The organism is Acidovorax sp. GW821-FHT10E04 (genome assembly GCF_059415185.1).
Map to the genome: position 1 here is coordinate 295,117 of NZ_JBWKMT010000006.1, position 21,228 is coordinate 316,344.

The following is a 21,228-nucleotide window of genomic DNA, read 5'->3' on the forward strand; positions in this document are numbered from 1 at the left end:
TGCATAGCGTTTCGCCTACCCGACACAAGCTGGGTGGGCAGGCCCCGGCGGCCTGCAGCCGGGCCACCGTGTACGCCACCCGGCGTATTTCCCAAGCCGGCCTCGCTCTCCAGAATCCATTCCATCGCCCGATCCGCCACGGCTCCACCACGGAGCCCGCCGGGCGAAGCGGTTTGATTGATTCACTGATTGAAACCACCACCGGAGAAGCACACATGCAACGTCGTTATTCCCTCAAGGCCCTTGCGGCCGTCGCTGCGCTCGCTGGCCTGTCTGCGCTGCCAGCCCACGCACAGGACACCATCAAGGTCGGCATCCTGCACAGCCTGTCGGGCACCATGGCCATTTCCGAGACCGTGTTGAAAGACACCGTGCTGATGGCCATCGACGAGATCAACGCCAAGGGCGGCGTGCTGGGCAAGAAGCTCGAGCCCGTGGTGGTGGACCCGGCCTCCAACTGGCCCCTGTTCGCCGAAAAGACCAAGCAGCTGCTGGGCCAGGACAAGGTCTCGGTGATCTTCGGCTGCTGGACCTCGGTGTCGCGCAAGTCGGTGTTGCCGGTCGTGGAAGAAATGAACGGCCTGCTGTTCTACCCCGTGCAGTACGAGGGTGAGGAACTCTCCAAGAACGTGTTCTACACCGGCGCCGCGCCCAACCAGCAGGCCATCCCCGCGGTGGACTACCTGATGAGCAAGGACGGCGGCAGCGCCAAGCGCTGGGTGCTGCTGGGCACCGACTACGTCTACCCCCGCACCACCAACAAGATCCTGCGCGCCTACCTCAAGTCCAAGGGCGTGAAGGATTCGGACATCGACGAGAAGTACACCCCGTTTGGCCATTCGGACTACCAGACCATCGTGGCCGACATCAAGAAGTTCAGCCAGAGCGGCAAGACGGCCGTGGTGTCCACCATCAACGGCGACTCCAACGTGCCCTTCTACAAAGAGCTGGGCAACGCGGGCCTGAAGGCCAAGGACGTGCCGGTCGTCGCATTCAGCGTGGGCGAGGAAGAACTGCGCGGCGTGGACACCAAGCCGCTGGTGGGCCACCTGGCCGCCTGGAACTACTTCCAGTCCATCAAGAGCCCGGCCAACACCGAGTTCATCAAGAAGTGGAGCGACTACGCCAAGGCCAAGGGCATTGCCGGCCACAAGGACAAGCCGCTCACCAACGACCCGATGGAAGCCACCTACATCGGCATCAACATGTGGAAGCAGGCTGTCGAGAAGGCCAAGAGCACGGATGTGGACAAGGTGATCGCCGCCATGGCCGGCCAGACCTTCAAGGCACCGAGCGGCATCGTCAGCAAGATGGATGAGAAGAACCACCACCTGCACAAGAGCGTGTTCATCGGCGAGATCAAGGCCGACGGCCAGTTCAACGTGGTGTGGAAGACGCCGGGCCCGGTCAAGGCCAAGCCATGGTCTCCTTACATCGAAGGCAACGACAAGAAGAAGGACGAGCCGGACGGCAAGTCGAAGCTCTGAGCACCCCCCTGAGGCGCTTGCGCGCCTTCACCCCCTCTCTTGCATCGCTGCGCGATGCGGGAGGGGGACGCCGCCAGCGCGGCGGGGCGGCCCTTGCGCGGCGGCCCTCGCTTCTAGATCGCGCGGGTTCTGCGGCCCACTGCTTTTTCACACAGCCCTCGTCATGCTCTCTTCCATTCTTTCTCGCGTCTTCGCCTGCGTGCTGCTGTGTGCAGTTGCGCAGGCGCACGCGCTCACGGCCGAGGCTGCGCGGGCCATGGCGGCGGGTGATACCGACGACCGGATCGCCGCGCTGCAGAAAGCCATCGCCACGCCCGACGAGGCCACTTTGGCGTTTATCCGTGCGATGGGTGAGGACGCCGTGAAGATCGCGGGCGACAAGGCCATCGTGATCAAGGGCGACAAGGGACTGGACCCCGTGACCGGCGCCGAGGTGCCGGTGCCTGACGACGCCGAAGACATCGTCAACAACAATCGCATGCGCGGCGAGTTCGACACTGCATTGGCTTCGCTCCAGCTGATGTCCACCGACATTGCGCAGCGCCGCAGCGCCATCGAAGCGCTGCGCGAAGAGACCGACGAGGCCCGCCTGCCGCTGGTTGAGAAGGCCCTGGCCGCCGAGCAGGACGCAGCTCTCAAGGCGCGCCTGGCCAGCATCCGCGCGCGCATCCTCCTGAGCAGCAGCGACGCCGCCAATCGCCTGGAAGCCGCCCAGCACCTGGCCGCCAGTGGCAACCCCGCCACGCGCACGGTGCTGCTGGAGCAACTGCGCAACGAACAAGATCCCAAGGTCAAGGCCGCGCTGCAGGCGGCACTCAAGACGGTGGAAGACAGCCTGCAATGGGGCGAGCGTCTGGCGGCGATGTTCACGGGCATCAGCCTGGGCTCCATCCTGCTGCTGGTGGCGCTGGGCCTGGCCATCACCTACGGCCTCATGGGCGTGATCAACATGGCCCATGGCGAGCTGATGATGATCGGCGCCTACGCCACCTACGTCATGCAGGGCGTGTTCCAGCGCTACTTTCCGGGCGCGTTCGACTGGTACCTGGTGGCCGCCGTGCCCGCCGCCTTCATGGCCTCGGCGCTCATGGGCGCGGTGCTCGAGCGCGGCGTGATCCGCTTCCTGTACGGCCGCCCGCTGGAGACCTTGCTGGCCACCTGGGGCATCAGCCTCATGCTGCAGCAACTGGTGCGCACCGTGTTCGGCGCGCAGAACGTGGGCGTGGAAAACCCCTCGTGGATGAGCGGCGGCGTGCAGCTCATGGAGAACCTGCAACTGCCCTGGAACCGCGTGATCATCGTGGCGTTTGCGCTGGCGGTGCTGGGCGGCGTGGCCTTTCTCATCAGCAAGACGCGCCTGGGTTTGTTCGTGCGCGGCGTCACGCAGAACCGCCCCATCGCCTCGTGCATGGGTGTGAACACGGCGCGTGTCGATACCTACGCCTTCGCGCTGGGCTCCGGCATTGCGGGCCTGGCAGGCTGTGCCCTCAGCCAGGTGGGCAATGTGGGCCCGGACCTGGGCCAGGGCTACATCGTCGATTCGTTCATGGTGGTGGTGCTCGGCGGCGTGGGCCAGCTGGCCGGCACCGTGTATGCCGCGCTGGGCCTGGGCGTGCTCAACAAGTTCCTCGAAGGCTGGACGGGCGCCGTGCTGGCCAAGATCGCCGTGCTGGTGTTCATCATCATCTTCATCCAGAAGCGGCCGCAGGGCATCTTCGCGGTCAAAGGGCGTACCGCCGACTGAGCGGATCGAGACAGAACATGACGACGACTACGCCTTCCTCCTCCATCCAACTCCCCGCACCCGCGCCGCTGCTCACGCGCGGCGGCTGGTCGGCCTTCATCGTGGCGCTCATCGTGGTGTGCGCCGTGGCACCCGTGCTCAACCTGTGGGTGCCGGCCGGCAGTGCGCTGCACCTGTCCGACTACGCCGTGGCCCTGCTCGGCAAGATCATGTGCTACGCCATCTGCGCGCTGGCCATGGACCTGATCTGGGGCTACACCGGTATCCTGAGCCTGGGCCATGGCCTGTTCTTCGCGCTCGGCGGCTACGTGATGGGCATGTACCTCATGCGCCAGATTGGCCGCGACGGCAACTACCAGAGCGACCTGCCCGACTTCATGGTGTTCCTCGACTGGAAGGAGCTGCCCTGGCACTGGATGTTGTCCGACAGCTTCGTTGCCACCTTGATCCTCATCGTGGCGGTACCTGGCGTGATCGCGTTCGTGTTCGGCTACTTCGCGTTCCGCTCGCGCATCAAGGGCGTGTATTTCTCGATCATCACGCAGGCCATGACGTATGCGGCCATGCTGCTGTTCTTCCGCAACGAGACGGGCTTTGGCGGCAACAACGGCTTCACGGATTTCAAGCGCATCCTGGGCCAGCCCATCGCCACGCAGAACATGCGCATGCTGCTGTTCGTGATGACGGGCGTCACGCTCTTGGTGTTCTTCCTGCTGGCGCGCTGGCTGGTGCGCAGCAAGTTCGGCAGGGTGCTGCAGGCGGTGCGCGATGCGGAGACGCGCGTCATGTTCTCGGGCTACTCGCCGCTGCCCTACAAGCTCACCATCTGGACCATCAGCGCCATGATGTGCGGCGTGGCGGGCGCGCTGTACGTGCCCCAGGTCGGCATCATCAACCCCGGCGAGATGAGCGCCGCCAACTCCATCGAGATCGCGGTGTGGGCCGCGGTGGGCGGCCGTGCCACGCTGATCGGACCCATCGTGGGCGCCTTCATCGTCAACGGTGCCAAGAGCTGGCTCACCGTGACGGCGCCGGAGTTCTGGCTGTATTTCCTCGGTGCGCTGTTCATCGCCGTGACGCTGTTCCTGCCCGATGGCGTGGTGGGCCTGGTGAAGAAGCTGAAGAAAAACAAGAAGACCGAAGGAGCCGCGCCATGACACCCGATCTGATGGACGAAGGCGCAAGGCGCCTAGAGGCCAGGCTGGCGCCCGCCGCCCTGGGCCAGACCGAATCCGGCGGTCGTGCTGCAGGTTTCTCGCGCATTGCCACGCCCGGTGAGGTGGACATCACCCACGGCCGCATCCTGTACCTGGAAGATGTGAACGTGAGCTTTGATGGCTTCAAGGCCATCAACAACCTGAGCCTCGATATCGCGCCCGGCGAGCTGCGCTGCATCATCGGGCCCAACGGTGCGGGCAAGACGACGATGATGGACATCATCACCGGCAAGACGCGGCCCGACAGCGGCACGGTGTACTTCGGCTCGACCATCGACCTCTTGCGCCACAACGAGCCGGAGATCGCGAGCTTGGGCATAGGCCGCAAATTCCAGAAGCCCACGGTGTTCGAGCAGCTCAGCGTGTTCGAGAACCTGGAGCTGGCCTTGAAGACGCACAAGGGCGTGACGTCGAGCATGTTCTTCCGGCTGGACTCCGCGCAGTCGGACCGGCTGGCGGAGATCCTGCACACCATCCACCTGGCCGACAACGTGGCGCGCATGGCAGGGAACCTGAGTCATGGGCAAAAGCAGTGGCTGGAGATCGGGATGCTGCTGATGCAGGACCCCAAGCTGCTGTTGCTCGACGAGCCCGTGGCGGGCATGACGGACGAGGAGACGGCGCGCACGGCGGAGCTGTTCCTCACGCTCAAGGGCAAGCACTCGCTGATGGTGGTGGAGCATGACATGGGGTTCATCCGCACCATTTCGGAGATCGTGACCGTGTTGTGCGACGGGGCGGTGCTGGCGCAGGGCACGCTGGACCAGGTGCAGGCGGATGAGCGGGTGATCGAGGTCTATCTGGGGCGGTGATGGAGGTTGCCTGTTCTCTTTTCCTGGCGGGCGGTGGGCTGTTGCGAAGGCTGGGGCCGGGGCGACTCTCGGAATCCGGACTCGGCACAGGCGCACCGAATGCTTCCAAATTCATAGCTGCTGGCGCTTGATGAACAAGCGCCAGAGGCCCAAAACACTCCAAGTACCATGCTCACCGTCCAGAACATCAACCAGTACTACGGCGGCTCCCACATCCTGCGTGATGTGAGCCTCACGGCGCAGGCCGGCAAGGTCACCGTGCTGCTCGGCCGCAACGGCGTCGGCAAGACCACGCTGCTCAAAAGCCTCATGGGCCTGGTTCCCATCAGGAGCGGGGGCATCACGTTCGACGGCAAGCCCATCGACAAGGCCACGCCGTACGACCGTGCCCGCGCAGGCATCGGCTTTGTCCCCCAGGGGCGCGAGATTTTCGGCCGCCTCACGGTGGAAGAAAACCTGCGCATGGGCCTGGCCTACAAGAGCGGCGCCACCCCCGTGCCGCCACACCTGTACGAGCTGTTCCCCGTGCTCAAGCAGATGCTCGGCCGCCGGGGCGGCGACCTTTCGGGCGGGCAGCAGCAGCAGCTGGCCATCGCCCGGGCGCTGGCGCCGGGGCCGCGCCTCTTGATCCTGGACGAGCCCACCGAGGGCATCCAGCCCAGCATCATCAAGGACATCGGCCGCGTGATCCGCATGCTGGCCGACAAGGGCGAGATGGCCATCCTGCTGTGCGAGCAGTACTACGACTTCGCGCAGGAGCTGGCCGACGACTACCTGGTGATGGAGCGTGGTGAGGTCATCGCGCGCGGCCCTGGCAGCGAGATGGAGGCCAAGGGCATCCGCAACCTCGTCGCGATCTGATGGCTCATGGCCGTTGCGCCGCAGCGCCGGGGGCGGGGCCGCGCCAGCGCGACACACTCTCCATGATCAGCACCGTGCACACCATCCAGGTGCCGCCCAGCAGCCAGCCCGCGAGCACATCGCTGGCGTAGTGCACATGCAGCACCACGCGGCTCCAGCCGGTGGTGAAGATGAACGCGCCGGCCAGGAGCGCCGCGGGTGCGTGCCAGGGGCGGGGCAGCAGCCGCGTGGTCAGGTAGGCCAGCATCGCGTACGCCACCATCGACGCGCTGCTGTGGCCGCTGGGAAAGCTGTAGCCCTGGGCCTGGGCCACGCCGTGCACGTGCTCGGGCCGGACACGCTCGAACACCTCCTTGAGGACTTTGGTCAGGGCGCCGTTTCCCGCCATGGCGACGAACCAGCCCGTGGCCAGCAGCCGGTGCCGGCGCAGCCACAGCGCCAGGGCCACCACCAGCGTCAGCCCGGCCAGCACCCCCGAGTCCCCCAGGTGGGTGAGCGCGGCGAACCAGCGCAGCACGGCGGTGTCCGCCTGCGCGCGCAGGCCGTCGGCAAGGGCGTCGTCCAGCACGCCCCAGCGGCCATCGGCGGCGCGCCCGCTGTCGGCCAGCTCCGCCATCGCGGCGCCCGCCAGCACCAGGGTGCAGGCCGACGCGCCCATGGCCGCGATCATCACCCAGCGCGCCCGTGCCGGCAGGAGCCGGCGCAGCGGCGGGGCCGCGCGGCGCAGGCCCCGCAGGCCCGCCAGGCCGCCCAGCCCCAGCAGCGCGAAGGCGACCGTGCCCGCCCACCACCAGGCCATGGGGTGCTGCGCCAGCAGGGCGCCAATGTCGGATGCGGGGAGGGTCATGGGTTGCGGACGGCGTCAGCTTCTTCTTCGCCAGGCTAGGAGGGAGCCCGCGTTTGTACCGGAGTTCCCAGCGGCCCTGCCGGGCATGGGTGAATCGTCGTGGCACCGTGGCACCGTGGCGCTGCCCCGGCCCTGTCGGCGGGCGCTGACAGGGCAAAGGCGTGGCTACCGGCTGCGCATGCGCTGCCCGCCCGCCATCATCGGACGACCGCACCGCAATCCCCGGCGCGCAGCCAGCACGGTGCCGGCCTGGCGCCCGGGTCCGGTGCCGCAGCCTGTTGCAGACCTTTCTCTTCATGACACCTTCAGAGCGTCCCGTTCCTGCCCGGCCCCACGGCCCCATCCACCTGGTGGTGCCCCGGCGCCCCGGCGCCGACCTGGACCTGCTGCGCGCCAAGCTCGAGGGCGTCTCGGCCCTGCAGGCGCACAACCTGGTGTGGCACGTGCCGGACCAGCGCGGCGACATCGTGGCGCTGGCGGGCGAGGCGGCGCATGCCGCGCGCGCCGACGGTGGCCTGGTGGTGGCCGCGGGCGGCGACGGCACCATCAACGCGGTGGCCGCCGCGGTCCTGCGCCTGGGTGTGCCCATGGGGGTGGTGCCGATGGGCACCTTCAACTATTTCAGCCGCGAACACGGCCTGGCGCTGGACCCCGAGGTGGCCGTGCAGGATCTGCTGCAGGCCCTGCATGCGGGCGACATGCGCCCCGTGCAGGTGGGCTATGTGAACCGCCAGCTGTTCGTGGTCAACGCCAGTGTCGGCCTGTACCCCAAGCTGCTGGCCGAGCGCGAGAAGGCGTCGCGGCGCTTTGGCCGCTCGCGCCTGGTGGCCGTGGCGTCGGCGGTGTGGAGCATGTTCCGGCCCGCGGCCGGCCGCCGCTGGCGTGTGGTGATGAAGACCCACGAGGGCGCACGGGACCGGCAGGAGGAGCACCTGGTCACCACGCTGTTCGTGGGCAACAACCCGCTGCAGCTCGACCGCATGGGCCTGCCCCAGGCGCAGATGGTGGCCGATGGCGGCAAGATGGCCGTCGTGCTGCTGCAGCCCCAGGGCCGCTGGGCCGTGGCGCGCACGGTGTGGAACGCGGCCACCGGCCAGCTCGACAGGGACGGCGCGGTGACCAGCGTGGCGTGCACGGAGCTGACGGTGGCCCCGGCCAGCTGGCGTCCGCCGCAGGTCAAGGTGGCTTTCGACGGCGAGCGCGCGTGGATGGCGCCGCCCCTGCATTTCCGGATCAGCGCGCGGCCGCTGTGGCTGGTGGCCTCGTCCACTCTGATCCGTGACGATGCCTCCGCGCCCGCGCCGCCGGCTGCCATGCCCGTGCAGCACGAAGGGGCGCCGGCCGCCCCTCCGGTGGAAGGGATGCTGCCGGCATGACGCAGCAGCCTGGCCGCCCAGCCCCGTTCGGAGAGTGCCCATGGACGTTCTGATGCACCTGTCGGATCTGCATTTCGGGGCGCACGATCCCGATGTGTGCGCCGCGGCCCAGCGGCTGGCGCAGCGGCTGGGGGTGTCGATGGTGGTGGTGTCGGGCGACCTCACGCAGCGCGCCACCGCCAGCCAGTTCGAGCAGGCCGGGCGTTTTGTGCAGGGCCTGCACGCCCGCTCCACCCTGGTGCTCGCAGGCAACCATGACCTGCCGCTGTTTGCCTGGTGGATGCGCTGGGGGCGGTCGTACGAGCGTTTCGCGAGCCAGTTCGGGGTGGACCACGAACCCGTGCGGCAGGCGGGCGCGTTCTATGTGGTGGGCGTCAACACCACGCGTGCCTGGCGGCATGAACGCGGCAGCCTGTCGTCTGCCCAGATCCACCATGTGGCCGACCTCCTGGCCCGCGCCCCCCCCGATGCCTGGCGCATCGTGGCCAGCCACCACCCCCTGGTGGCGCGCGATCCGGCCGACCGCGCGCACCGCCCCCACCGGGCCGACGAGGCCCTGCAGTGCTGGCGCTCCGCCGGTGCGCAGATGCTGCTGTCGGGCCACGCCCACCAGCCTGCGCTGCTCAACCCCCTGCCCGGGCTGTGGGCCAGCCACGCGGGCACCGCCGTGTCGTACCGCCTGCGCCACGGCAGCCCCAACAGCCTGGTGGTGCTGACGGTCGAGGCATCCGGGGCGGCGGAGGGCGGCTGGGCGCGCTATGCCGCCCGCTGGGACTACGACGCGGCGTCGGGTGAATTCCAGCGCGTGCTGCGGCAGACCGTGGGCTAGGGCGGACGGTCCCGGCTCCGTGGCCAGGAAAACTGTTGCTATATTTTTGATAGCTTCTGGCGCTTGAAGGGAAAGCGCCAGAGGCTCGAAACATCTGAAGTGGCCGCCGCGCGCAGCGGTGGGCGCGCATGCCCCCGCACGCGGGTGCAGGCGGCGGTGTGGGCGGGCAACGGGGTGTTTTCACCGGTTGACCGGCCGGAGGGCGCCACCTATTCTGGTGGCCTGGCGGGCGGGCCGTGCGGCGGATGCGGGGCCGGGCCGTGCCGCCGTTTTTGCAGCCTCTCGTCACTCATGCACAAAGAATTCAACCACGATGCGGTGCGCCGGCTGCAGGCGCTGATCGAGCGGGAGACCGGTGCGCCGCTGGGCGAAGGGGCGCAGGCCGAGATGGCGGCGATCCTGCGCGGCAGCGAATGCCCCGATGGCGCCGCCGCCGAAGGCCTGGCCGTGGCACCGCGCGAGGTCACCATCCTGCTGGCGGACCTGCGCGGCTTCACCGCGCTGTCGGGATCGCAGCCGGCGGCGGTGGTCATCGCGGCGCTCAACCGCTGTCTGGCGCGGCTGAGCGAGGTGGTGTTCAAGCACCAGGGCAGCATCGACAAGTTCATGGGCGACTCGATCATGGTGCTGTTCGGCGCGCCCATGGGGCGCGACGACGACGTGGACCGCGCGCTGCTGTGCGCGGTGGAGATGCAGATCGCCATGCGTGACCTGAATCTGGAGCACCTGCGCGAACGCCTGCCGCAGGTGTTTCTGGGCATTGGCGTGAACACCGGCAACGTGATGGCGGGGCGCTTCGGGTCGGAGCTGTATTCCGAATACACGGTCATCGGCGAAGAGGTGAACCTTGCCTCGCGCATCGAGGCCTTCAGCCTGCGCGGGCAGGTGCTGATCAGCGAGGCCACCTACCAGCGCTGCTGGGGCCTGGTGTCGGCCACCCCGCCCATGCAGGTGTACGTGAAGGGCCGCGTGCAGCCGGTGAGCCTGCGCGAGCTGGTGGCGATCCCCTCGCACAAGCTCAAGGTGCCGCGCCAGGAGTTCCGCCGCAGCCACCGCGTGGACACGCGCCTGCCCTGCCTGTGCCAGCGCATGCAGGACAAGATCATCGTGCCGCACATCGTGCACGCCGCCATCCGCGACATCGGCTACCACGGCCTGCTGATCGAGGTGGCGGAGCCGGTGGCGCTGCACAGCGAGGTGAAGGTGGAGTTCGACCTCACGCTCGTGGACTACCACGCCACCGACGTGTATGCGCGCGTGGTCACGCTCAAGCCCGAGCGCGAGCAGTGGCTGGCCGGGCTGGAGTTCACCTCGATCAGCCCCGAGTGCAACGCCAAGGTGCAGATGTTCGTGCAACTGCTGGTGGCGGCGCGGTAGCCGCGGCCTGGGCCGGCAAGGATTCCGCGGGCGGCCTCGCTGGAACCGGCGCGGGGGCGGCGCCTGCGGGGTGGCACGCGCCGCTCTCAGCAGCCCAGCATCCGCGCCAGGTCGTTCAGGTCGGTGGCATGCAGATCGTTGCCGGGCTGGGGCGACCCGTCCTTGGGCCGTGCCTTGCCGAGTTCGTGCGGGCGCTCGATGTAGGCGGTGCGCAGGCCGCAGGCGCGTGCGGCCGCCAGGTCGTCGTGGTGGGTGGCCACCAGCGCCACCTGTCCGGGCCGCAGGTCGAACACGCGCGCCACGCCCAGGTAGGTGTCGGGGCTGGGTTTGTAGGCCTTGAACACTTCCGCGCTCAGCACGCAATCCCACGGCAGCCCCGCGCGCTTGGCCATGTGCGTGAGCAGGCTGATGTTGCCGTTGGACAGCGTCGTGAGGATAAAGCGGGTTTTGAGCCGCGTGAGGCCCGCCACGCTGTCGGGCCACGGGTCCAGCCGCTGCCACACATGGTTCAGGTGCTGGCGCTCGGCCTCGGCCAGGTGGGCGAGGCCGAAGCGCGGCAGGATGCCGTCGAGGATGCCCCGGTGCAGCGCGTCGATGCGCGTCCAGCCCTGCTCGCCGCGCATCACCCGCGCCATGGCCGGCTGGTAGCCGCTGCGCCAGGCGATGGCGAACGCGTCGCCGTCGATGGCCGGGTACAGCGCCTGCATCTCGCGCACGATGCTGCCGTGCCAGTCCACCACGGTGCCGAAGATGTCGAAGGCCAGCACCTTCACGCTGCTGGCGATGGGGTCTGCCGTGCTCTGGGTCGTCGTCATTCGCGGTCCTGGGTGGGGAGGAAGGAAGGGCGGGGTCGGGGCGCCAGCGTAGCAGCCTTGCGTGTTGGGCCGGTGCGCCGGGGTTGCACATGCCCTCGCCCCTGCAGGGCGGCGCGGGGCGTGCTATGGTTACAAAAATCGGGTTTACCCCCGTAACTGCGTTTCTTCTCCATCCCCGTCCATCGCCTGCGCCGCCCGCCGCCTGCCGGTGCAGCGCCCCTTTGTTGCTGTTGTTCCTGCTGCCATGACCGCGCCCCTGACTCCCACGTCGTCCCTCGCCCACGCCCCGACCGACGACCGCACCCTGGTGCGCGCCGTGCTGGCCCTGGGGGTCGGCGGCTTTTCCATCGGCACGGGCGAATTCGTCATCATGGGCCTGCTGCCCGAGGTGGCGCGCGACATCGGCGTCAGCATTCCGCAGGCCGGCCACGTCATCAGCGCCTATGCGCTGGGCGTGGTGGTCGGTGCACCGGTGCTGGCCGTGCTGTGCGCCCACTGGGGGCGGCGCGCGCTGCTCATGGCGCTGATGGTGGTGTATGCGCTGGGCAACTTCGCATCGGCGCTGGCGCCGGGCTACCTGTCGCTCAGCGCCATGCGGTTGTTCACCGGCTTGCCGCACGGCACCTACTTCGGCGTGGCCGCCCTCGTGGCCGCGGCCCTGGCGCCACCGGGGCGCCGCGCGCGCGCCGTGGGCTGGGTCATGCTGGGGCTGACCACGGCCACCCTGGTGGGCGTGCCCATCGCGGCGGCCCTGGGCGAATACTTCGGCTGGCGCGCGGCGTTCGTTTTCGTGGGCCTGATCGCCGTGGCCGCCGTCGCCATGGTGCGCCTGTGGGTGCCCGACATGCCCGCATCGCACGGCGCCAGCCCCCTGCGCGAACTGGGCGCGCTGGCGCGCAAGCAGGTGTGGTTCACCCTGGGCATCGGCGCCATCGGTTTTGGCGGCATGTTCGCGGTGTTCAGCTACATCAAGCCCACGCTGCTGGAGGTGGCCGGCATGCCGCCCGCGCTCATGCCTTTCGTGCTCTCGCTCTTCGGCCTGGGCATGGTGGCGGGCAACATCGTGGGCTCGCGCATGGCCGACAAGGCCCTCATGCCCGCCATCGGCAAGGTGCTGCTGTGGTCCATTGCGGTGCTGGCGCTGTTCGTGCCCGCCGCGCACCACCCCGTCACCGCCGCGCTGGCCACCTTCTTCCTGGGCACGCTGGTCGCCATCGGCCCCGCGCTGCAGATCCGCCTGATGGACGTGGCGGGCGACGCGCAGACCCTGGCCGCGGCGCTCAACCACTCGGCCTTCAACGCCGCCAACGCGCTCGGTGCCTGGCTCGGCGGCGTGGCGATTTCCGCCGGCATGGGCTGGACGTCCACTGGCTGGGTGGGCGTTCTGCTGGGCATCGGCGGCGTGGGCATGTTCGCGTGGTCGATGGGCAGCGAGCGGAACACGCAGCGCGCCACGGCGGGCCTCAAGGCCTGAGCGTAGCGGCGGCGCTACAGCGCCGCCCTCTGCAGACCGGCCACCGCGTTCTGCGTTACAGTGAACCCGGGCCAACCCCATTGTTGGCCACGTCGCTCGGACGGTTCCGGGCGCTTACGTGAAAGTTCACCAGCATGTCTGCTTCTCAGGGCAAGCGCCGCTTTGCGCGCATCGATCGCCTTCCCCCCTACGTCTTCAACATCACGGCCGAGCTGAAACTGGCTGCCCGCCGCCGTGGCGAGGACATCATCGACATGAGCATGGGCAACCCCGATGGCGCGACCCCGCCGCACATCGTGGCCAAGCTCACCGAGGTGGCCCAGCGGCCCGACACCCACGGCTACTCCGCCAGCAAGGGCATCCCCCGCCTGCGCCGCGCCATCAGCCACTGGTACAAGGACCGCTACGCGGTGGACATCAACCCCGACACGGAAGCCATCGTCACCATCGGCTCCAAGGAGGGCCTGGCCCACCTGATGCTGGCCACGCTGGACCGGGGCGACACCGTGCTCGTGCCCGACCCGAGCTATCCCATCCACATCTACGGCGCGGTGATCGCCGGGGCCGACATCCGCAGCGTGCCCGTGGCGCCCGACGTGGACTTCTTCGCCGAGCTGGAGAAAGCCATCCGTGGCAGCTACCCCAAGCCCAAGATGATGATCTTCGGCTTTCCCAGCAACCCCACGGCGCAGTGCGTGGAGCTGTCGTTCTTCGAGCGCGTGATCGCCCTGGCCAAGAAGCACGACATCCTGGTGGTGCACGACCTGGCCTACGCCGACATCGTGTACGACGGCTACCGCGCCCCCAGCATCATGGAAGTGCCCGGCGCCAAGGACGTGGCCGTGGAGTTCTTCACCCTCTCCAAGAGCTACAACATGGCCGGCTGGCGCGTGGGCTTCATGGTTGGCAACCCCGACCTCGTGGCCGCGCTCGCGCGCATCAAGAGCTACCACGACTACGGCACCTTCACCCCCCTGCAGGTGGCCGCCATCGCCGCGCTGGAGGGCGACCAGCAGTGCGTGAAAGACATCGCCGCCCAGTACCAGCGCCGCCGCGACGTGCTCTACAAGGGCCTCACGGAGTCGGGCTGGGCCGTGGACTGCCCCAAGGCCAGCATGTACATCTGGGCGCGCATTCCCGAACCCTATCGCGCCCTGGGCTCGCTCGAATTCGCGCGCCAGCTGCTGGACAAGGCCAAGGTCTGCGTATCGCCCGGCATCGGCTTCGGCGACCAGGGCGACGAGTACGTGCGCTTCGCCCTCATCGAGAACGAGGCCCGCATCCGCCAGGCGGTGCGCGGCATCCGCGCGATGTTCAAGGCCGATGGTTTGCTGAAGGTGCCTGCGGCCGCGGCGGCCTGAGGCCTGCCGAAAACACCCGCCCGGATGGCGACTGGCTTTCGAAGCGGGCTCCTGCGGGACGGGCCGCCGCTGATCGGACGGGTTCATGGGGCCATCGGCGTATAGGTATTGCGGGCGAATGCCTATACGATCCCTCTCCTGTTGTTTCACAAAACGCGGAGGGGGGTCCATGAAGGAATGTATGAAGAATTGGCTCGCGGCGCTGGTGATGCTGTGCGCCGCAGCGGTGGCCCATGCGCAGCCCACGACCTACGTGGCCACCGCGACCGGCAACTACAACCTGTTCATCGATTTCACCCTGTGTGTGACGGGCCCCTGCCAGAACTTCAATACAAGCATGGGCGCATCAGGCTCGTTCACAACCTCCGCCCCGCTGGCGGCCAATCTCTCTGCCGCGAACGTGGCGCCCCTGGTCACGGCCTTCAGCTTCTCGGATGGCATCAATACCTATTCCAGTGCAGACCCGGCCGTCCGCATCTTCTTTTTCAACGTATCCACCAACGCCTCCGGCGCCATCACCACCACGAACATCCGGATCCAGCGCTGGCTGACCGGAACCTCTCCCCATGTGCCGGGTGACCGGCATTCCTGGGTCTTGTTCCTGGCAACAGGGGAAGTCGACCACAACGCGCAGTGCCTCACCGTCGGCGCCTCGCCCGCGGGTGTGCCGGATTCATGCGTTCTCGTCCTCGGTGCCGACACCAGCCGGTCGCTGGCATTTGGTTCCGCCCGGGCCTGGGCCGTGGCGCCCTCTGCCGTCACCGCTGTTCCCACCCTGGCCGAATGGAGCCTGGCCCTGATGGCCGTGTTCATGGCGATTGCCGCCTTGGTGGCACTGCGCCATCGTTCCCGGGCCAGCGCAGGCTCCGTGCCCTCCTGACGGGACGCGGCCTGGCCCCGCCGGGCGCAGCACTGCGGCCGGGTTTCGGCCGTGCCGTGTGTGCCGCCCTGGCCAGGCCGGGCCAGCAGGTCTGCAGGCCCTACATGGCCCTACATGGCCCTACATGGCCCAGATGCGGGGCGCTTCGCCCTCCAATTTCCACAGCACCTCCCGCCAGGCCATGCGCACGGCCTTGAGCAACTGCATCGCGGGCTCCACCTGTGGCGCCAGCACGCGCAGCACGACCATCTGCGCATTGGGGCTGGTGGCGCCGGCGCTGGCCTGGAGTGCATGGCCGTCCACCACGGCGCGCGCGGCGTCCAGGGCGGCGTCGCGGCGGGGGCGGTCCAGCGGGGTGCCGGCGGCAAAGAACAGGCTGGCCAGGCAGCGGTGCCCCGCCAGGCCCAGGGGACTGTTCAGCAGGCGCTGGTCGGCCGCGTCGATCACGCCGCGCTCCAGCCACAGGCCGGGCACTTCGAGGTGCTGAGCGAAGCGGCCGGTGTCGAACGGCTGGTTGGCGTGGGGCAGGCCCAGGGCCGTGACGTCCCAGCCCATGCATTCGGCGCCGGGGGCGAGGTTCAGCGTGAGGTGGTTCTCGGCATTGCAGGCGCTGTAGCACAGCGCCTCCAGCGGCAGCCATTCGAGCCGCGCACCCTCGGCCAGGGTGAGGTGGCTGCGCTGCAGCGCCAGCGGGCCGGTGGATCGGTAAAAGCGCGTGGCGCCCGGTGTGGTGACGAGGCCGTGCGCGCCCGGGCCCACGGTGGCGGTGATGTCCAGCGTGTCGCCGCCCACCAGTCCGCCGGGCGGATGCACCAGCACGTTGTGGCAAATCGCGTCGCCTTCGGGGTACAGGCTCTGCAGGATGCGCAGCGGTCCGCTGTGCTCATGGCGCGCCACGGTGCGGGCGTTTTCTACCGAGTAGTTCAGCTGCAGGCGCGCGTGCCAGGGCATGGTGCGGGTGTCTTTTGCTATTAAATAAGTAGCTGATTATGCCCCGTGGGCAAGCGGTGGCGGCCCAGGCGCCGGGCCCTGGCGAAGCCTTCTCGCTCAGGACGACCAGAACCCCACGTGTGGCGCGCTGGCTTCGGCCACGAGGGCGGGGCCGATGCATTCGATGAAACGGGGCGACGCCGCCAGCACGTCGCGCCCCGAGAGGGCTGCTGCTGCCGCATAGGCCTGCCGGGAGCGGGGCACCTGCAGGGCGTGCAGGCGCGCCGCGTCGATGCCGAACACCACGCGGCCGATGCCCGACCAGAAGATGGCGCCCGCGCACATCACGCACGGCTCTGCCGAGGTGTAGAGCGTGGCACCCGCCAGCGTGTCGCGGTCCACGCGCGCGCTGATCTGGCGCACGGCATTGGTTTCGGCATGGCCGGTGCAGTCGCCCGTTTCGGCGGTGTTGCAGTACGCCTCGGACAGCAGCTCGCCCTGCGCGCCGATCACCACCGCGCCAAACGGCGGGTTGCCGCGCGCGCGGGCACGGCACGACCACGCGATGGCCTGGCGCAGGTACACGCCGTCGTTGGCGGCAAGGGCGGCTGCTTCGCCGGGCTGGGGGGGCGCTGCGGACATGAGGGCAGGCATGGGCTGTCTCCGGGCATGGTGTGTTGCGCCCAGCGGCATGCATGGGGCATGCCAAGAACATTGTGTGACATGTGTGCATGGCTTTCGCCGTGCTGCCCGAGGCGCGGGGCGGTCCCCGGTGGCGCGGTGGGGGTGTGGTGGGCACGCCGCAGCAAGGAGCCGTCCCGTGACGTGGGCGATACCGCCCCGGGCGCGCATGTCGCGCAGCGGGGCCGCGCCTTCGGGGGCCTGCCGGGCCGGCGGGCTACCTGCCGGGCGCGGGGCAGGGGTCGTCCAGCCCCGCCATGCCCGCCAGCCTTTGCAGGCGCGAGCGGTTGTCCAGGCAGGCCTTGTACTCGGCCTCCAGGACCTTTTGCTGGGCTTGCTGCGCCGCGCGGGCGCGCTCGGCCTGCAACTGCGCGATGCGTTCGCGGATCTGCGGCATGGCGGCCAGGGCGGCCTTCTCGCCTTCCAGGATCGCGCCGGCGCGCTGGCTGAAATCCGCCGGGCCGATGTCCAGCACCTTGGGGCTGATGATGACGTCGGCGCGTGCCAGTTCGGCCTGGCCCAGCTTCTGGCCCATGATGGCGATCGACTGGTTCAGCGCGCCCAGCATGTTGCCTGGCGACTGGCCCCGGGCCTTGTTGGAGATGTCCACGGCGACCACGATGTCCGCGCCCAGCTGGCGCGCCGCATCCACCGGCACGGGGCTCACGATGCCGCCGTCCACGAAGTGGTACTTGCCGATGGTGACCGGCTGGAACACGCCCGGCACGCTGCTCGAGGCGCGCACGGCCTGGCCCGTGTTGCCGCGCGAAAACACGGTGCGCTCGCCGTCCTCGAGCCGGGTGGCCACCACCACGAAGGGCTTGGCCATTTGCTCCAGGGGCTTGCGGCGCACCTGCTCGTTGACGTAGTCCTCGAGCTTCTGGCCCAGCACCAGCCCGCCGGACGACAGCTGCAGGTCGCGGATCTTGGCTTCGTCGAGCGCCACGGCTTTTTCCTGCATCTCGAACGCATTCATGCCGCTGGCGTACAGCGCGCCCACCACGCTGCCCGCGCTGGTGCCGGAGACGACGGCGGGGGCGAAGCCATTGGCTTCCAGCATCTTGATCACGCCGATGTGCGCGAAGCCCTTGGCGGCGCCCCCGCCCAGGGCGATGCCCACCTTGATAGGCGCGCCTGGGGATGGGGTGCCGGTGGCGGCCGCGCCCTGCGCGGGCGTGGCGGGCTGTTGCGGGGGCGTGCCGCCGCACGCCGCGAGGCCCAGGCAACCCACAAGCGCCAGGGGGCGCAAAAAGACTTCCAACCGCATGCCAAGGAATCCTGTTGTCGACGGGGCGGCGAGTATAGCGGCAGGCTGTAAAGAAGAGAGGCGCTGCCCGTGGCGCCGGGGCCTTGCACGCCGCTACCGGCGCGGCCGGGCCTTCACTCTCCCTGCGAGCCCCGGTGGGCCCAGCCGGTGGTGCGCTTTTCAACCCAGCTGAACAGTTCGTACATCACCATCGCCATCGCGCCCACCACCATCAGGCCGGCGAACGCCAGGCCCATCTGCATGGAGGAGCCCGCGCTGATCAGCAGGTAGCCGATGCCTTCGTTGGCGGCGGTCATCTCGCTCACCGTGGTGCCCACGAAGGCCAGCGTGATCGCCACCTTGAGAGAGCCGAAGAAGTAGGGCATGGAGCGCGGCAGGCCGACCTTGGTGAGCACGTCCCAGCGCCTGGCGCCCAGCACGCGCAGCACGTCTTCGAGTTCGGGCTCCAGCGTGGCCAGGCCGGTGGCGATGTTCACCATGATCGGGAAGAAGCTGATGAGGAACGCCGTGAGGATGGCCGGCCCCACGCCGATGCCGAACCACACCACCAGGATGGGCACGAACGCCGCCTTGGGCAGCGCGTTGAAGGCGGTCATCAGTGGATAGACCGCCGCGTAGGCGATGCGCGAACTGCCGATCACGAAGCCCAGCAGCACCCCCACCACGATGGCGATGCCAAAGCCGGCCATGGTCACCCAGAAGGTGCGCCATGCGTGGCCCGCGATGACGCCGCCGAACTCGACCAACTGGGTGGCGATGGCCCAGGGGCTGGGGAAGATGAACTCGGACACGTTGAAGGCCGAGCAGATGATCTGCCAGAGCAGGATGATCGCGACCAGCAGGATCCAGGGAGACCAGCGTTCTACGGTTTTCTTGTGCATGGAAACAGGCTCGGATCAATCTATTGCTGGAGGGGCGCGCCGGCCTTGCGCAGGGCGCCGATGTGGCCGCGCAGCTCGTGCACGATGTCGGTGAATTCCTTGGTGTAGGTGATCTCCAGCTCGCGCGGGCGCGGCAGCTCGATCTCCTTCCTGACGACGAAGCGGCCCGGGCTCTTGCTCATCACGTACACCGTGTCGGCCAGGAAGACCGACTCGCGCAGGTCGTGGGTGACCAGGATCACGTTGAACCGCTGTTCGGTCCACAGGTCGCGCAGGATGCACCAGAGCTCCTCGCGCGTGAACGCGTCGAGCGCGCCGAAGGGCTCGTCGAGCAGCAGCATCTTGGGCTCGTGGATGAGCGCGCGGCAGATGCTGGCGCGCTGCTGCATGCCGCCAGACAGCTGCCAGGGGAACTTGTCCTCGTAGCCGGCCAGGCCCACCTTCTGCAGCAGGCGGCGCGCGCGCTCCTCGTACTCCTTGCGCTTTTGCTTGAAGCTGCTGCGGTACGGCTCCACGATCTCCAGCGGCAGCAGCACGTTGTCCACCGTGGTGCGCCAGGGCAGCAGCGAAGGGGCCTGGAAGGCCATGCCCGAGATCTTGAGCGGGCCGGTCACGGGCTGGCCGTCGATGAGGATCTTGCCCATCGACGGCATCTTCAGGCCCGTGGCCAGCTTCATGAAGGTGGACTTGCCGCAGCCCGAAGGACCGACGATGGCGATGAACTCGCCGCGCCGCACCTGCAGGTCGATGGCCTCGACGGCGAAATGGTTCTGCGCGCGCAGCTCGTCGTTGTAGGCGAGCCAGACGTCACGAAAATCCACGAAATAGGAATCGGCAGCCTGCATCAGGTGTCCGTAAATAAAGGTTGCGCACCGGGCCGGGCGAGCGGCCCATGCATTTCAGTTTTCAATAGCGCCGAGCGCCACCCACCCCGCACGAAACTGGCGAGGCTCAAGCCAGCGCCCCCGTGCAAGGACCGCCCCGCCGCATGGGGGGCGGCCCCCTCCGGGATTGCGAAGCCATGTGAGGGAGGGGAAAGGCGCGAAGCGACTCAGGGTGTGTTTCACTTCTTGGGCAGGATGTTCAGCTCGGCCGCGCCGGGCAGGAAGCTGGCGTTCCACACATCGTCGGCGTTCACGCGCGTCTTGGTGTTGAACGCATCCGACACCTGCGAGGCCATCAGCGACAGGCGGCCGGGCTTGGCCTGGCCAAAGCCCTCGGCGCGCGCGTCGGGGCTGTTGATCACGGTGTCGATGGCCAGTTGCAGGCGGCGCGTTTCCAGCGGCACGTTCACGATGCCGTCGCGCGCCTTCACGTGCTCGATGGCCGCCCCGGGGTTGGCGATCACTTCCTTGGCGCCCTTGGCGAAGGCCGAGAGGAAGGCCTTGATGGCCGCGGGGTTCTCCTTGATGAGCTTCGGCGACGCGATGATCACGTTGCCGTAGAGCTTCACACCGAAGTCGGCATAGGGCAGCACCACCACGTCGGCCGCCTTGGCGCCACGCGCCTCCAGGTTCAGGAGCGAGGTGAAGGTGAAGCCGGTGATCGCGTCCACGTCGCCGCGCACCAGCATGGTCTCGCGCAGGGGTGGGTCCATGGCGGTCCATTGCACGCTGCCGATGGCGTTGGCCTTCTGGAAGATGGGGAACGCGCGGCGGCCCGCGTCGAACACGGGTGCGCCCAGCTTCTTGCCCGCCAGGTCGGCCGGCTTGGCGATGCCGCTCTTCTTGAGCGCCATCACGGAGGCGGGCGTGTTGTTGTAGACCATCATCACCGCCACGGGCTTGTTCTGCGCGTCGGGATTGTTGGCGTGGAACTCCATCACGGCGGCCAGGTCGGCAAAGCCCATGTCGTAGGTGCCCGAGGCCACGCGCTGCACGGCGCCGCCCGAGCCGTTGCCGGCATCCACCGTCACATCCAGGCCCGCCGCCTTGAAGTAGCCCTTGGCCACGGGCTGCAGGAAGAGCGCGGCGGGGCCTTCAAAGCGCCAGTCGAGCTGGAACTTGATCGGCGTGGGCGTTTGCGCCTGGGCCAGCGAGAACAGGCCGGTGGCGGCCATCATCAGCACGGTGGTTTGCAAGAACGAGCGTTTTTTCATGGGGGCTCCTGTCAGAAGACGGCAAGGGACGCGGCGAGCGAAGAACAAGGACGAAGAAAGAAGAACAAGAAGGGCAGGCGAGAGGGAAGGGCAACACGGCGACCGACCGGTGGGGCCGGGCGCGCGGGGCCCATGCCGTCAGGGTCAGCAAAAACGATGCCCGCTTTGGTGGTTGTAATGTCAGGCAGCGGACCATTGTTCACCGAAGCGGTGCAGGCGCGCATGCAGGGTTTCCCGAAATGGTGCGCCGCAGGCACACCCGCCGGCCGCTCCGGCGCTGACGGCCCCGCC

19 protein-coding genes are annotated in these 21,228 nt (G+C 68.5%); 11 read left to right on the forward strand and 8 right to left on the reverse strand.

Features of this window, described 5'->3' with window-relative positions; all coding sequences use genetic code 11:
- Positions 1 to 215: 215 nt before the first annotated feature.
- The 5 genes from urtA (at position 216) to urtE (ending at position 6,121) form a co-directional block, all read left to right on the forward strand.
- A complete protein-coding gene (gene urtA, locus AC07OC_RS20440) occupies positions 216 to 1,487 on the forward strand; it encodes an urea ABC transporter substrate-binding protein (protein WP_218341488.1) in 1,272 nt (423 codons plus the stop codon).
- Between the two features lie 163 nt (positions 1,488 to 1,650).
- The gene (gene urtB, locus AC07OC_RS20445; RefSeq protein WP_218341487.1) at positions 1,651 to 3,231 is read left to right on the forward strand and encodes an urea ABC transporter permease subunit UrtB; all 1,581 of its coding nucleotides are present in this window, start codon (positions 1,651 to 1,653) and stop codon (positions 3,229 to 3,231) included.
- A gap of 17 nt (positions 3,232 to 3,248) precedes the next feature.
- Positions 3,249 to 4,388, forward strand: coding sequence for an urea ABC transporter permease subunit UrtC (gene urtC / locus AC07OC_RS20450; RefSeq protein ID WP_218341486.1), 1,140 nt, complete (start codon positions 3,249 to 3,251; stop codon positions 4,386 to 4,388).
- Positions 4,385 to 5,260 carry an urea ABC transporter ATP-binding protein UrtD gene (urtD, locus tag AC07OC_RS20455; RefSeq protein WP_494602057.1) on the forward strand — a complete coding sequence of 292 codons (876 nt, stop codon included), beginning with the start codon at positions 4,385 to 4,387 and terminating at the stop codon, positions 5,258 to 5,260. Before urtC ends, urtD begins: the two co-directional genes overlap by 4 nt.
- Before the next feature lie 168 nt (positions 5,261 to 5,428).
- Complete coding sequence (gene urtE / locus AC07OC_RS20460; protein WP_218341485.1) at positions 5,429 to 6,121, forward strand: urea ABC transporter ATP-binding subunit UrtE; 693 nt, start codon at positions 5,429 to 5,431, stop codon at positions 6,119 to 6,121.
- Positions 6,122 to 6,125: 4 nt separating this feature from the next.
- Here urtE and AC07OC_RS20465 read toward each other — a convergent pair whose 3' ends face one another.
- Positions 6,126 to 6,968 (reverse strand): phosphatase PAP2 family protein, encoded by an 843-nt coding sequence (locus AC07OC_RS20465; RefSeq protein ID WP_494602059.1) that lies wholly within the window; start codon positions 6,966 to 6,968, stop codon positions 6,126 to 6,128.
- 296 nt (positions 6,969 to 7,264) lie between these two features.
- Between AC07OC_RS20465 and AC07OC_RS20470 the strand changes: the two genes are divergently transcribed.
- From AC07OC_RS20470 to AC07OC_RS20480, 3 genes are all read left to right on the forward strand, one after another.
- A complete protein-coding gene (locus tag AC07OC_RS20470; protein WP_218293587.1) occupies positions 7,265 to 8,344 on the forward strand; it encodes a diacylglycerol/lipid kinase family protein in 1,080 nt (359 codons plus the stop codon).
- Positions 8,345 to 8,384: 40 nt separating this feature from the next.
- A complete protein-coding gene (locus tag AC07OC_RS20475) occupies positions 8,385 to 9,173 on the forward strand; it encodes a metallophosphoesterase family protein (RefSeq protein ID WP_218341483.1) in 789 nt (262 codons plus the stop codon).
- A gap of 291 nt (positions 9,174 to 9,464) precedes the next feature.
- Positions 9,465 to 10,550: an adenylate/guanylate cyclase domain-containing protein gene (locus tag AC07OC_RS20480; protein ID WP_494602062.1), complete on the forward strand. Its 1,086-nt coding sequence runs from the start codon at positions 9,465 to 9,467 to the stop codon at positions 10,548 to 10,550.
- 86 nt (positions 10,551 to 10,636) lie between these two features.
- Here AC07OC_RS20480 and AC07OC_RS20485 read toward each other — a convergent pair whose 3' ends face one another.
- On the reverse strand, positions 10,637 to 11,365 hold the full coding sequence (locus AC07OC_RS20485) for a haloacid dehalogenase type II (protein ID WP_218293590.1): 729 nt from the start codon (positions 11,363 to 11,365) through the stop codon (positions 10,637 to 10,639).
- Positions 11,366 to 11,609: 244 nt separating this feature from the next.
- Between AC07OC_RS20485 and AC07OC_RS20490 the strand changes: the two genes are divergently transcribed.
- The 3 genes from AC07OC_RS20490 to AC07OC_RS20500 all read left to right on the forward strand — a co-directional run bounded on the left by AC07OC_RS20490 (position 11,610) and on the right by AC07OC_RS20500 (position 15,080).
- Positions 11,610 to 12,839: an MFS transporter gene (locus tag AC07OC_RS20490; protein ID WP_492254740.1), complete on the forward strand. Its 1,230-nt coding sequence runs from the start codon at positions 11,610 to 11,612 to the stop codon at positions 12,837 to 12,839.
- Between the two features lie 134 nt (positions 12,840 to 12,973).
- On the forward strand, positions 12,974 to 14,200 hold the full coding sequence (gene alaC / locus AC07OC_RS20495) for an alanine transaminase (RefSeq protein WP_218293592.1): 1,227 nt from the start codon (positions 12,974 to 12,976) through the stop codon (positions 14,198 to 14,200).
- 181 nt (positions 14,201 to 14,381) lie between these two features.
- The gene (locus AC07OC_RS20500) at positions 14,382 to 15,080 is read left to right on the forward strand and encodes an IPTL-CTERM sorting domain-containing protein (protein ID WP_494598310.1); all 699 of its coding nucleotides are present in this window, start codon (positions 14,382 to 14,384) and stop codon (positions 15,078 to 15,080) included.
- Between the two features lie 120 nt (positions 15,081 to 15,200).
- Here the strand turns inward: AC07OC_RS20500 and AC07OC_RS20505 are convergent, their stop codons facing one another.
- The 6 genes from AC07OC_RS20505 to AC07OC_RS20530 form a co-directional block, all read right to left on the reverse strand.
- Entirely contained in the window at positions 15,201 to 16,031 is an 831-nt protein-coding gene (locus AC07OC_RS20505; protein ID WP_494602064.1) for an urease accessory protein UreD, read from the reverse strand.
- A gap of 96 nt (positions 16,032 to 16,127) precedes the next feature.
- On the reverse strand, positions 16,128 to 16,664 hold the full coding sequence (locus AC07OC_RS20510; RefSeq protein ID WP_492254744.1) for a nucleoside deaminase: 537 nt from the start codon (positions 16,662 to 16,664) through the stop codon (positions 16,128 to 16,130).
- A gap of 244 nt (positions 16,665 to 16,908) precedes the next feature.
- Positions 16,909 to 17,958: a patatin-like phospholipase family protein gene (locus AC07OC_RS20515; protein ID WP_494602066.1), complete on the reverse strand. Its 1,050-nt coding sequence runs from the start codon at positions 17,956 to 17,958 to the stop codon at positions 16,909 to 16,911.
- Positions 17,959 to 18,071: 113 nt separating this feature from the next.
- Complete coding sequence (locus tag AC07OC_RS20520; protein ID WP_218293597.1) at positions 18,072 to 18,839, reverse strand: ABC transporter permease; 768 nt, start codon at positions 18,837 to 18,839, stop codon at positions 18,072 to 18,074.
- Between the two features lie 20 nt (positions 18,840 to 18,859).
- The gene (locus tag AC07OC_RS20525) at positions 18,860 to 19,684 is read right to left on the reverse strand and encodes an ABC transporter ATP-binding protein (protein ID WP_218293598.1); all 825 of its coding nucleotides are present in this window, start codon (positions 19,682 to 19,684) and stop codon (positions 18,860 to 18,862) included.
- A 218-nt stretch (positions 19,685 to 19,902) separates the two neighbouring features.
- Entirely contained in the window at positions 19,903 to 20,937 is a 1,035-nt protein-coding gene (locus AC07OC_RS20530) for an ABC transporter substrate-binding protein (protein WP_218293599.1), read from the reverse strand.
- Positions 20,938 to 21,228: the final 291 nt, after the last annotated feature.

Bases quoted from the DNA above. Each gene is read 5' to 3' on its own strand.
- AC07OC_RS20480 (WP_494602062.1), top strand. From the start codon at position 9,465: ATGCACAAAGAATTCAACCACGATGCGGTGCGCCGGCTGCAGGCGCTG.
- AC07OC_RS20505 (WP_494602064.1), bottom strand. From the start codon at position 16,031: ATGCCCTGGCACGCGCGCCTGCAGCTGAACTACTCGGTAGAAAACGCC.
- AC07OC_RS20470 (WP_218293587.1), top strand. From the start codon at position 7,265: ATGACACCTTCAGAGCGTCCCGTTCCTGCCCGGCCCCACGGCCCCATC.
- AC07OC_RS20490 (WP_492254740.1), top strand. From the start codon at position 11,610: ATGACCGCGCCCCTGACTCCCACGTCGTCCCTCGCCCACGCCCCGACC.
- AC07OC_RS20515 (WP_494602066.1), bottom strand. From the start codon at position 17,958: ATGCGGTTGGAAGTCTTTTTGCGCCCCCTGGCGCTTGTGGGTTGCCTG.
- alaC (WP_218293592.1), top strand. From the start codon at position 12,974: ATGTCTGCTTCTCAGGGCAAGCGCCGCTTTGCGCGCATCGATCGCCTT.
- urtB (WP_218341487.1), top strand. From the start codon at position 1,651: ATGCTCTCTTCCATTCTTTCTCGCGTCTTCGCCTGCGTGCTGCTGTGT.
- AC07OC_RS20500 (WP_494598310.1), top strand. From the start codon at position 14,382: ATGAAGAATTGGCTCGCGGCGCTGGTGATGCTGTGCGCCGCAGCGGTG.
- AC07OC_RS20465 (WP_494602059.1), bottom strand. From the start codon at position 6,968: ATGACCCTCCCCGCATCCGACATTGGCGCCCTGCTGGCGCAGCACCCC.
- AC07OC_RS20525 (WP_218293598.1), bottom strand. From the start codon at position 19,684: ATGCAGGCTGCCGATTCCTATTTCGTGGATTTTCGTGACGTCTGGCTC.
- AC07OC_RS20530 (WP_218293599.1), bottom strand. From the start codon at position 20,937: ATGAAAAAACGCTCGTTCTTGCAAACCACCGTGCTGATGATGGCCGCC.
- urtA (WP_218341488.1), top strand. From the start codon at position 216: ATGCAACGTCGTTATTCCCTCAAGGCCCTTGCGGCCGTCGCTGCGCTC.
- urtD (WP_494602057.1), top strand. From the start codon at position 4,385: ATGACACCCGATCTGATGGACGAAGGCGCAAGGCGCCTAGAGGCCAGG.
- urtE (WP_218341485.1), top strand. From the start codon at position 5,429: ATGCTCACCGTCCAGAACATCAACCAGTACTACGGCGGCTCCCACATC.
- AC07OC_RS20475 (WP_218341483.1), top strand. From the start codon at position 8,385: ATGGACGTTCTGATGCACCTGTCGGATCTGCATTTCGGGGCGCACGAT.
- urtC (WP_218341486.1), top strand. From the start codon at position 3,249: ATGACGACGACTACGCCTTCCTCCTCCATCCAACTCCCCGCACCCGCG.
- AC07OC_RS20485 (WP_218293590.1), bottom strand. From the start codon at position 11,365: ATGACGACGACCCAGAGCACGGCAGACCCCATCGCCAGCAGCGTGAAG.
- AC07OC_RS20510 (WP_492254744.1), bottom strand. From the start codon at position 16,664: ATGCCTGCCCTCATGTCCGCAGCGCCCCCCCAGCCCGGCGAAGCAGCC.
- AC07OC_RS20520 (WP_218293597.1), bottom strand. From the start codon at position 18,839: ATGCACAAGAAAACCGTAGAACGCTGGTCTCCCTGGATCCTGCTGGTC.